General features: G+C 68.9%; 10 protein-coding genes and 1 pseudogene. 4 read left to right on the top strand and 7 right to left on the bottom strand.

Translation table 11 applies throughout. The features are described 5' to 3' along the window. The first annotated feature begins 48 nt into the window (after positions 1–48). Positions 49–1,137, top strand: a complete 1,089-nt coding sequence (locus ACFOYY_RS17050) for a hypothetical protein (RefSeq protein WP_352008800.1) — start codon at positions 49–51, stop codon at positions 1,135–1,137. A gap of 77 nt (positions 1,138–1,214) precedes the next feature. After that, positions 1,215–2,099, top strand: coding sequence for a TIGR03620 family F420-dependent LLM class oxidoreductase (locus ACFOYY_RS17055; RefSeq protein WP_386190268.1), 885 nt, complete (start codon positions 1,215–1,217; stop codon positions 2,097–2,099). A gap of 16 nt (positions 2,100–2,115) precedes the next feature. On the opposite strand, the gene ACFOYY_RS17060 is transcribed toward ACFOYY_RS17055, so the two are convergent. After that, on the bottom strand, positions 2,116–2,727 hold the full coding sequence (locus tag ACFOYY_RS17060; protein WP_362775231.1) for a C40 family peptidase: 612 nt from the start codon (positions 2,725–2,727) through the stop codon (positions 2,116–2,118). A 101-nt stretch (positions 2,728–2,828) separates the two neighbouring features. Next, positions 2,829–3,356 (bottom strand): Pycsar system effector family protein, encoded by a 528-nt coding sequence (locus ACFOYY_RS17065; protein ID WP_362775233.1) that lies wholly within the window; start codon positions 3,354–3,356, stop codon positions 2,829–2,831. 378 nt (positions 3,357–3,734) lie between these two features. On the opposite strand from ACFOYY_RS17065, the gene ACFOYY_RS17070 reads away from it, so the two are divergent. Beyond that, positions 3,735–4,685 (top strand): N-acetylglucosamine kinase, encoded by a 951-nt coding sequence (locus ACFOYY_RS17070; RefSeq protein ID WP_352008804.1) that lies wholly within the window; start codon positions 3,735–3,737, stop codon positions 4,683–4,685. 91 nt (positions 4,686–4,776) lie between these two features. Here the strand turns inward: ACFOYY_RS17070 and glnA are convergent, their stop codons facing one another. Further along, positions 4,777–6,201 carry a type I glutamate--ammonia ligase gene (gene glnA, locus ACFOYY_RS17075; protein ID WP_352008805.1) on the bottom strand — a complete coding sequence of 475 codons (1,425 nt, stop codon included), beginning with the start codon at positions 6,199–6,201 and terminating at the stop codon, positions 4,777–4,779. Positions 6,202–6,360: 159 nt separating this feature from the next. Beyond that, positions 6,361–7,377 (bottom strand): hypothetical protein, encoded by a 1,017-nt coding sequence (locus ACFOYY_RS17080; protein ID WP_386190269.1) that lies wholly within the window; start codon positions 7,375–7,377, stop codon positions 6,361–6,363. Between the two features lie 119 nt (positions 7,378–7,496). Here ACFOYY_RS17080 and ACFOYY_RS17085 point away from each other — a divergent pair, with 119 nt between their 5' ends. Continuing rightward, positions 7,497–7,961 (top strand): RDD family protein, encoded by a 465-nt coding sequence (locus ACFOYY_RS17085; RefSeq protein ID WP_352008807.1) that lies wholly within the window; start codon positions 7,497–7,499, stop codon positions 7,959–7,961. 1 nt (position 7,962) lies between these two features. Here ACFOYY_RS17085 and ACFOYY_RS17090 read toward each other — a convergent pair whose 3' ends face one another. The 3 genes and pseudogenes from ACFOYY_RS17090 to lipA all read right to left on the bottom strand — a co-directional run. Continuing rightward, the gene (locus ACFOYY_RS17090; RefSeq protein WP_352008808.1) at positions 7,963–8,760 is read right to left on the bottom strand and encodes a class I SAM-dependent methyltransferase; all 798 of its coding nucleotides are present in this window, start codon (positions 8,758–8,760) and stop codon (positions 7,963–7,965) included. Then, entirely contained in the window at positions 8,760–9,440 is a 681-nt protein-coding gene (locus tag ACFOYY_RS17095) for a DUF4191 domain-containing protein (protein ID WP_352008809.1), read from the bottom strand. Before ACFOYY_RS17095 ends, ACFOYY_RS17090 begins: the two co-directional genes overlap by 1 nt. Before the next feature lie 106 nt (positions 9,441–9,546). After that, positions 9,547–10,500: pseudogene (gene lipA, locus ACFOYY_RS17100) on the bottom strand (lipoyl synthase); the annotation flags it as partial. Between the last annotated feature and the right edge of the window lie 128 nt (positions 10,501–10,628).

Raw genomic sequence — 10,628 nt, forward strand, 5'->3', positions numbered from 1 at the left:
GTTGCGCCTCCAGGGACGGACGTGTATCAACGGTGCGGGTGATCTACTGTGATATCGGTATACGTTGACCTGGCCATCGGCCTGGTGCTGGCCTTCCTGCTGCTGTCGCTCCTGGTGAGCGGTGTCAACGAGGCCATCGTGAGACTGCTCGGCATCCGCAGCAAGTTCCTGTGGGCCTATCTTCGTGACACGCTCGACGGAGGGCGGGGCAAGGGCGTCTCGTGGATTCCGTCGAAGGTCCTCGACGTCTTCGCGCGGCTCCCCTTCTCCAGGCACGATCCGAGGCCCGTGCACGATCCCGAGCCCGCACCGCCGGTGGTGGAGCCCGTGCCGGTCGATCCCGAGGTGGTGCTCGCCACGGAGGCGCCCGCGCCTGCGGTCGACATGACCAAGCGGCTCTACGAACGCCTGCAGGAGATCGACCGTCCCGAGGGCGCCAGGACCAGCATCGCCGACATCCCGCCAGAGCGGTTCGCCTGGGCGCTGCTCGAACTGGTCGCCGCGGAGAAGGAGGGCGTCGAGGGGCTGATCGCCAAGCTGGAGGCCGTACGCAGCCCGCTCGCCGGACACCTGAGGGGCGTCTGGGAGGGTGCCCAGCGCGACATGGGCAGGTTCCGCAAGGGCGTGGAGGACTGGTTCGACGGGGAGATGCAGCGGCTGTCGCGGCTCTACCGTCGTTACGTCAAGTGGGTGGTCTTCACCCTGGCCGTGGCGCTGACCCTGCTGTTCAGCATGGACTCGCTGGAGTACGGCAAGACCCTGCTGCGGGACAACGCCTACCGGGCCGCGGTCGCGGCCATCGCGGGCGGTGGGGAGAGCACGGCCGAGCTGAAGGACTCCCTGAGGGACAGGTGCGCCGTCGCGGGGTCCGTCGAGCCGTACTCCTGTGTGACCGAGGTCTTCAGCTCTCCGGCGCTGGTCAAGATCTTCGACCACGCGGTGATGAGCGTGACGATCCCCGCGGGCGACTCCGGTCCCTCCTTCACCTTCGACGCCGGCGCCTGGTGGAGCCGTCTGACCACGATCGGCCACTGGCCCGGTTATCTGATCACGGTGTTCGCCCTGCTGTTCGGAGCCTCCTTCTGGTGGGACATCCTGCGCAGGCTCACCGGCATCCGCGGCAGCCGTTCGAGTTGATAAATGGAGGGTGCCTCCGTATGGTTGGGTGAACCGGAGAGTGCCTCCGGTAAAAATCCTTCGGGGGAGCGCGACCCATGAGTGTGGATCTCGGGCGTATCGGCGTGTGGACCTTCGCCTTCGACGGCAGGCCCGCGACCGAGGTGCGGGAGGCCGCGGCCGAGCTGGACGAGCTGGGCTACGGCGCGATCTGGTTCGGTGAGGCCTTCGGCAGGGAGGCGCTCACCCAGGCGGCGCTGCTGCTCGGGGCGACCGGGCGGCTGGCCGTCGCCACCGGCATCGCCAACGTCTTCCTCCGGGACCCGATCGCCATGGCCGCGGCGGAGCGCACCCTCGCCGAGGCCTTCCCGGACCGCTTCCTGCTGGGCCTCGGCGGGCACCGCACCGTTGACCAGCCCGCCGGTCTCCTGCCGCACCACGGCCGTCCCGTGCCCACCATGCGGGCCTACCTGGACGCGATGGACCAGGTGCCCCTGCAGAGCCCGGCGCCGGCCGAGCCCTCGCCCCGCGCCCTGGCCGCCCTCGGCCCCGGGATGCTCAAACTCGCCGCCGAACGCACCCGAGGTGCCCACACCTACTTCGTGCCGGTCGAGCACACCGCCAGAGCCAGGCAGGTCATGGGGCCGGGAGCGCTGCTCGCGGTCGAGCAGACGGTCGTCCTCGACCGGCCCGAGCGCGCCCGCGAGATCGCCCGCGGCTTCGTCGCCGGGTACGGCCAGGCGCGCCACCAGGTCGAGAACCTCGAACGGCTCGGCTTCGGGGAGGACGACCTGGCCGGGGGCGGCAGTGACCGGCTGGTCGAGGCCCTGGTGGCGTGGGGGGACGCCGGGGACATCGCCGGACGGGTGCGTGAGCATCTCGACGCGGGCGCGGACCACGTCTGCGTCCAGGTCCTGTCGGCGGGGGAGGACCTGCCCGTCCGGCAGTGGCGCGAGCTGGCCCCGGCCCTGCTGGAGCTTTGAGCTTGAGCGAGCATTTCTACATATAGCGGAAATATCCGGCGAAATCCTTGACGGTGGTGATCGGGTCGATCCTGATCCTCGTCCCGGTTCGCAGCGCGTTGATCATCTTGCCGTCGCCGACGTAGACGCCCACGTGGTGGGTCTTCACCCGGTCACCGAGCCTGCCGTAGAACACCAGGTCACCGGGGCGCGCCGCGGAAGCGGGAATCCTGCTCAGCCGCCGGATGTGGTCGTCGGTGTTGCCGGGCCCGAGCACGTCCCCGCCGTAGGCGAGCGAGTAGACCCACCTGACGAGTCCCGAGCAGTCGAGCCCCCGCGTGGTCGTCGCCGGGCACGGCCTGATCGATCCCCGGTAGCCCGTACAGGTGCCGAAGGAGGGCCCGGGAACCTCGTCGTGGCCGCCGCCCCAGGAGTACGGGATCCGCCCACCCCGCCAGCCGGGCTGTTCCTGCCCGGCCTTGATCGCGTAGGCGATGGTGGTCACCCGCTTCAACAGGGCGGGCAGAACCGGCACCGACCCCCCGCAGACCAGCAGGGTCCCCACGAGCACGATCGCGAGCATCGGCCATCGTGGAGAGGCCCTCCGGCGTTCCCGCCCATCGCGGTCGTCAGGCTGCTTCCGGGGCATTCCGTTACGGTACCGCCACTTCTGTCCGAGTGATCCACCCGTTGAAGCCGTTGGCGCGACGCGTATGTCGGACGCGCTCCTTTGGCAGTCGCACGAACCTGTCAGAAGGCGAGCTGGAGCACCGCGGAGCCGACCGTCGCCCCGACGGAGGCCAGCAGCAGCCAGAAGCCCCAGCGGATGAGCAGATACTTTCTCAGGACGATCACGCTGACCGCCCTGATCTGCTCGGCCAGTTCGATCAGGTCGCCGTCGGTACGGTCGCGCAACGCCTTGGCGATCTCCTCGGCGGAACGGTAGCGCCGGACGTCCCCGAAGTAGGTGATGCCGAGGGGTCGTCTGGTGATGCGCGGGTACACCGCTTTCGCCAGGCAGAACAGGGCGGCCAACGCGCACCCCGCCCCCGCCCACCACAGCCACTGCAGGGCCGTGTGCAGCCTCAGCGGTGACCAGTTCCCCGCGAGCAGGCCACCGGCGACCGCGCCGATGCCCACCCCCGCGACACCCAGCAGCACCTGTGCCTTGGCGTCGGCCCGGTTGAGCTCCTCACGGGCCTCGGCGAGCATCCGGCTGCCGTGCGCGCGCGCACGGGTCTCGGGATCGGACGGCACCGGCGTGGCCGTCCTGGTCATCCACCGGAACACCGTGTCCCCCTGATTGAGCGAACCCCGGCAACCGCCGCGAATACGGCGAAGCGCGCACGACAAGATCGCACTCTACGCGACACCCGGCGGCATGTGGCAGCGGAATCCGCGAGGCGTCGCGGGAACAGACGAACCGGGCGAGGCGGATGCCCTGGCCGGTGGAGAGCCGTGCGCATCAGGCTCGGACGGTCAGGCCGCCGCCCGGCAAGGGATCGGTTTCTCTCGACGCGACGGCCTTCGGGAGCGGCGAAACGCCTCGGGCGAGCGGTTCGGTTCCTCCTGGATCCGACGGACTTTCACCTCGGGCGGACGTCGGTGAGAGTCGGTACCGCCCCAAGGTCGCGTCAAGCCCCAGGATGTCGAGCCATGGACCTGGTTCTCGGCATCGACGCGGGCGGCACGTCGTCCCGCTGTGCGGTTCGCACCCTCCATGGAGACCCCGTCGGCTACGGCCGCTCCGGGGGCGGCAACCCTACCGCGCACGGAGCGGCCGTAGCCCGCTCGAACCTCGCCTCGGCGGTGCGTCAGGCGCTGGGCGCCCACGATCCGGCGTCGGTGCGCGCGGCGGTCGCCGGTGTGGCCGGATCCTCCGCCTCTCCCGATGACCTGACCGAACTCTGGGCCGCGCTGGGACTCGGCGTCTCACCCCGCGTGGTGGGAGACGTCGAGATCGCCTTCAGCGCCGGAACCGCGGCCCCCTCGGGAACGGTGCTGATCTCAGGGACGGGGGCGATCGCCGCGCACCTCGCGGACCGGTCGGTCACGGCCGTCTCCGACGGCTACGGCTGGCTGCTCGGCGACACAGGCTCCGGCTTCTGGCTCGGTCGGCAGGCGGTCGGCAGCGTGCTCGACACCCTGCGCCACGGCGTGCCCCCGTACGGAACACTGGCGGAGACCGTGGTGGAACGGCTGCTGGGAGCCGTGGGGACACCACCCGGCCCCGATCGGGTGAACGAGGTGATACGGGCGGTCCACGCCCGCGCGCCCCTGGCACTCGCCGAGCTGGCGCCACTCGTCACCGCCGCGGCGCAAGCCGGGGACACCACCGCCACGAACCTGATCACGCGGGCGGCCGTCCACCTGGTCGAAACCGTCGCCAAGGTACGCGCGCCGGGGGACACCGGCCCGATCGTCCTGGCGGGCAGCCTGCTGACCGGAAACGGTCCGCTCGGCCACGCCGTACGGGACCGGCTGACCCGGCGCTGGAACGCCCCGGTGACGACGGCGGGCGACGCGGCGTGCGCCGCCGCGTGGCTGGCCGCCCGCGACCTGGTGCCCGACCCCGACGCCCTGCACGCCCGGATCATGCGGGCATGACACGTTCCTCCCCGCCGTGCGGGGAGGAACATCTGTGAAAGGCCGCCCGGCGACCTTAAACAGCAGCGTTTTCGCAGGTCATGGCACTTATCTACACATCGTAGTAAAGCTCGAACTCGTGGGGGTGGGGACGCAGGCGGATGGGGTCGATCTCGTTCTCACGCTTGTAGGAGATCCAGGTCTCGATCAGGTCCGGGGTGAACACACCGCCTTCGAGAAGGTAGTCGTGGTCGGCCTCCAGCGCGTCGAGCACCTCACTGAGCGAACCGGGAACCTGCGGAATGCTGCGGGCCTCCTCCGGAGGAAGCTCATAGAGGTCCTTGTCCACCGGCTCCACCGGCTCGATCTTGTTGCGGATGCCGTCGATCCCGGCCATGAGCTGCGCGGCGAAGGCGAAGTACGGGTTGCAGGACGGGTCGGGCACCCGGAACTCGATGCGCTTGGCCTTCGGGTTGGACCCCGTGATCGGGATGCGGATGCACGCCGAGCGGTTGCGCTGGGAGTAGACCAGGTTGACCGGAGCCTCGTAGCCGGGGACCAGACGGTGGTAGGAGTTCACCGTCGGGTTGGTGAAGGCCAGCAGCGACGGGGCGTGCCTGAGCAGGCCGCCGATGTAGTAACGGGCGGTGTCCGACAGGCCCGCGTAGCCGACCTCGTCGTAGAACAGCGGCGCGCCGTCCTTCCAGAGCGACTGGTGGCAGTGCATGCCGGAACCGTTGTCGCCGAAGATCGGCTTGGGCATGAAGGTGACGGTGTGGCCGTACTCGATGGCCGTGCTCTTGACGATGTACTTGTAGAGCATCATCGTGTCGGCGGCCTTGAGCAGCGTGTTGAACCGGAAGTCGATCTCGGCCTGCCCGGCGGTGCCGACCTCGTGGTGCTGCATCTCCACCGGGATGCCCGCCTCGATGAGGCGGCGCACCATCTCCGAACGCAGGTCGGTGAAGTGGTCCATCGGGGGGACCGGGAAGTAGCCGCCCTTGTAACGCGGCTTGTAGCCGAGGTTGCCGCCCTCCTGGGCCTTGCCGGTGTTCCAGGCGCCCTCGATGGAGTCGATGTGGTAGTAGCTGGCGTGCGCGCTGGTCTCGAAGCGGACGTCGTCGAAGATGTAGAACTCGGCCTCCGGGCCGAAGAAGACCGTGTCGGCGATGCCGGTCCCCTTGAGATACTCCTCCGCCTTGCGGGCGACGTTGCGCGGGTCGCGACTGTAGGCCTCACCCGTCAGCGGGTCGTGCACGAAGAAGTTGATGTTGAGCGTCTTGTGCCGGCGGAAGGGGTCGAGCACGGCCGTCGAGGGGTCGGGCAGCAACAGCATGTCCGACTCGTGGATGGCCTGGAAGCCGCGGATCGAGGAGCCGTCGAACATGAGGCCGTCGGTGAAGACGTTCGCCCCGAAGTTCTCCGTGGGGAATGTGAAGTGGTGAGTCGTCCCGGGCAGGTCCGTGAACCTGACATCGACGAACTGCACCCCCTCGTCCTTGATGAACTTGAGGACGTCGTCGGCGGAGTTGAACACGCGAACCTCCCAAGGGGGACGAGCTTTCAGCTCGAAAGTAGGCTTGAGCCGTTACCGCCCCGTGTCTCATTTGTTTCACCCGTGTTAAGGAGAATCGCCCCACGTTAGTCCTGGAATGCGGCCGTACCGGGCGGATGAACGCTTCCTTTGCCGGACTTTTCACGTGCGGGAGGCGAGCGTGCACTCCTCCTCGCGCGGTTCCCGGTCGAGCTCGTAGGGGTCGACCGGGGCGCCGGTGGCCTTGGAGAGCTCCTTGTCGGGGACGGAGTCCTCGTAGTACGGGTGGACGAAGCCGTCGTCGACGTCGCAGCGGGCACCCGTGACGGCCCCGCCGTTCCACTTGACGGGCCACACCACCAGCCGGCCGTTCTCCCGGTAGGCGATCACCTCGCCGACGCTGTGCACGATGATCCGCTCGCCCTGCCGGGTCTCCCCCGGCCGTCGTACGGCGTAGACGAACAGGTAGTTCACGGTGATCTTCGCCCCGGTGCGGCCATCCTCATGGAACGAGGCGTACTTCGTCCGCCCGTTGACCTTGATCACGTCGGTGGCCAGTTCGGCGGCCTTGGGAGCCAGGCTGGTGACCCAGTATCTGGTGTTGAAGTGACCCTTCTTCGGCTTCCTGTTGTCCAGGTCCTTCAGGAACCACTCGCGCTGCTCCGCAGGGAGGAGCCTCGCCAGCGCCGTCGGCCTGCCACCCGCGAGAGTCTTACGGTCGAGATGGGTCGCCGCGAGCATGTCCCGGGTGCTCTTCAAGGCGGTGGCGACGTCCTTGCGGCTCAGGCCGCCCGTCGCCCGGGCCTTCGGCGACGTCAGTCCCTTGACACCCTCGGCGTAGTCCTTGGCGGGAGACCCCTCGAACGGGGAGACCGGCTCGGGGGTGACGGGGACGGGCTCGGTCTCCTCGGGAACCGGGCCACCGTGGTCCTCCCGCGCCTGAAGGAAACGGGCGGAGAGGGCCTCGCCCACCGGGGCGACCCACCCGGGCCGGTAGACGGTGACCAGCCCGGCGGCCACGACGAGGACGAACGCCGCGAGTAAGGTGATCCGCCGCCCGCGGCGACGCCTGTAACGCGGCAGGTGAGACCACGCCTTCTCCATCCTCCGCCGCTCCTTGCGCTCGATCTGCGAGGTCAGGGCCTCGAAGCGCCGGTTGATGTCGTCGTTGTCAGTCATTGGGGGTGCTCCGGGAGGGGAGGGCGAAAAAGATCATGACCATGATGTACCGATCGCATGGCCGATGCGGTCGTTTGGGGGAGTTCGAGGGCGACCACGGGGGCGGATACCGTTGAACCATGAACAGCAGGCAGCAGCCCCGTTGGACCCAGACCTGGCTCGGCGGCGTCAGATCCGCCGGAGTCGACCTGGGCTACCCGGGGGAAAGGCTCGGGCTGCCCCAGGAGGGCAGCGGATCGGTCGCCGGATTCGGGCGCAGGATCGGCGCCCTGGTGATCGACTGGCTGATCTGCACCTGGGCCATCACCCAGGGACTCCTGCGGATCGACCCGACCCACCAGAGCTGGGTTCCGGTCGCGGTGCTCGCCGCCGAATACCTCCTGCTCGCGGGCACCATGGGCATGACCTTCGGCATGCGCCTGACCGGCATCAGGATCGCCGCGCTCAACGGCGGGCGCGCCCCGTTCCCCTCGATCCTCGTGCGAACCGTGCTGCTGTGCCTGGCCGTACCCGCCCTGATCTGGGACCGCGACCAGCGGGGCCTGCACGACCGCGCCGCCGCGACCGTGGTCGTCCGTATGTGAGTTACGGCCGCACGCAGGTGAAGATGGCCGTCCCCGGCAGCAGACGGCCACGCAGCGGGCTCCAGCCTCCCCACTCACGCTCGTGACCGACCGGCCACTCCGGCTCGGTCAGCCCGCGCAGCACCAGGCCGGAGGCGACGATGTGCCCCACCCAGTCGGCCATCGTGCGGTGATGCTCGACGTAGGAGGCCTTCCCGTCCGCACCGACCTCCACGTACGGCGAGCGGTCGAAGTAGGACCGGTCGGAGGTCAGTCCGGCGGGGCCCGGATCGTCGGGGAAGGCCCAGCGGATCGGATGACTCACCGAGAAGACCAGGAGGCCCCCCGGACGCAGCACCCGGCGGACCTCGGACAGGACGGCACCGGGATCGGCCACGAACGGCAGGGCGCCGAAGGCCGAACAGGCGAGGTCGAACGACTCACCGGCGAACGGCAGCGCCTCGGCGTCGGCCTGGACGACCGGCAGCCCGGAACCACTGTCCAGATCGATCCGGTGAGAGTGCTGAAGCTGCCGGAACGACAGGTCGAAGGCGACGACCCGCGCCCCCTGCCCGGTCAGCCACCGCCCGCACTGGCCCGCGCCACAGCCGATCTCCAGCACGTCCCTGCCCGCGACGTCGCCCAGCAGCCGGGCGTCGGCCTCGTCCAGACCCTCCGGGCACCAGACGAACCCGCAGTCACGCAGGAAACCGCCGTGCTCGGCCTGGTACTCGTCCGCGGCGCCGTCCCACCAGCCGCGGTTGGCCCGCGAGGTTTCCTCGGCGCCCACCCGGCGCCGGTCGATCCCCGCCACGTCCATCAGCGCATCTTGGGGCGGGGCATCTTCGCACCGCGCGGCAGCGGGCCCTTGGGCATCGGCAGCGTCTGCGGCAGGGCCTTGAGCCTGTTGTTGACCTCGTAGACCGCGGGCTTCTTGAGGTTCCTCGGCAGCTTCATCAGGTGCCGCTGCAGCTTGGCGATGGGCACCTGACCCTCGCCGTCACCGGACTGGATGTCGTAGACGGGGACGTCCAGGGCGACACGCTGGACACGCTTCTTCTCCGCGACCAGCATCTTCTGCACCCGGGAACCCGGCCCCTCGGAGACGAGGATCACACCGGGAAAACCGACCACGCGGTGCACGATGTCCTGATCACGGTTGACCGCGACGGCGGGAGCGACCTCCCACGTGCCACGCATGCCCTGCAGGATCGCGGCGGCCGCGCCGGGCTGGCCGTGCAACATGGAGTACTGCGCGCGCTGGGCGAGCTGGCCGAAGACCACCAGGCCGACGGTCAGCGACAGCATCAATCCGATGAAGATCAGATACCAGATCGAGCCCGTGACCAGGCCGATCACGACGCACAGCGCGAACGTGCCGAGCGCTGACGCGTAGACGATCGGCATACCCTTCGGGTTCGCCTGCTTGATGATCCCCGCGATCATACGGAGCTGCTTGATGCGCCCCGGGCGCTCTTGGTCTTCGGGCTTCTTCGCCATGACTTGAGGATACAAATTCCGGGGTCAAGAAATGAAAACGTGACCTGCCGTCCCACGGGAGTCCCGATGACCGGGAACGATCACCGGGCCCCGCGGACGACGACGGTCAGGCGTACCTACGGGCCTCGATGGCCTGCTGGTACAGACGGCCCGCCCGGTAGGAGGAGCGGACCAGCGGACCCGACATGACCCCGGCGAAGCCGATCTCCTCGGCCTCCTTCTGGAGCTCGACGAACTCCTGGGGCTTGACCCAGCGGTCCACCGGGTGGTGGCGGGGGGTCGGGCGGAGATACTGGGTGATGGTCAGCAGGTCACAACCGGCCTCGTGCAGGTCACGCATGGCCTGCACGACCTCCTCCCGCTCCTCGCCCATGCCGAGGATCAGGTTGGACTTGGTCACCAGACCGGCCTCACGACCCCTGGTGATCACTTCGAGGGAACGCTCGTAACGGAACGCGGGACGGATCCGCTTGAAGATCCGCGGCACGGTCTCGATGTTGTGCGCGAAGACCTCGGGCTTGGCGGAGAAGACCTCCTCAAGCTGCCCCCGGTCGCCGTTGAAGTCCGGCACCAGCAGCTCGACACCGCACCCCGGCAGCAGCGCGTGGATCTGCCGCGCGGTCTCGGCGTACAGCCAGGCACCGCCGTCCGGCAGGTCGTCACGGGCCACCCCGGTCACCGTGGCGTACCGCAGGCCCATCTGCTGAACCGACTCGGCCACCCTGCGAGGCTCGTCGGTGTCGTACTCGGCGGGTTTGCCGGTGTCGATCTGGCAGAAGTCACAGCGCCGGGTGCACTGGTCGCCACCGATCAGGAAGGTGGCCTCCCGGTCCTCCCAGCACTCGTAGATGTTGGGACAGCCTGCCTCCTCGCAAACCGTGTGCAGCCCCTCGCGTTTCACCAGTGACTTGAGCTCGGTGTATTCCGGCCCGGTCTTCAGCCGGGTCTTGATCCACGGGGGCTTACGCTCGATGGGGGTCTGGCTGTTGCGCACCTCCAGGCGGAGGAGCTTTCGGCCTTCAGGAGCAACGGTCACATCGTTCAGCTTATGTCCAGCGGGAAGGAGGCTGCGCGCGGGGTTGGGTCCCTGTCCCTTTGCTCCGCCTGGCGGCGTCGCGGGCTCGGGCGCCTTTGAGTCGGTGCTTTCCCTCGTCTCTGCGTCGCTTCGCTCCTGCGTTCCTCAGTCCA

The organism is Streptosporangium jomthongense (assembly GCF_042650425.1).
Lineage (GTDB): Bacteria > Actinomycetota > Actinomycetes > Streptosporangiales > Streptosporangiaceae > Streptosporangium.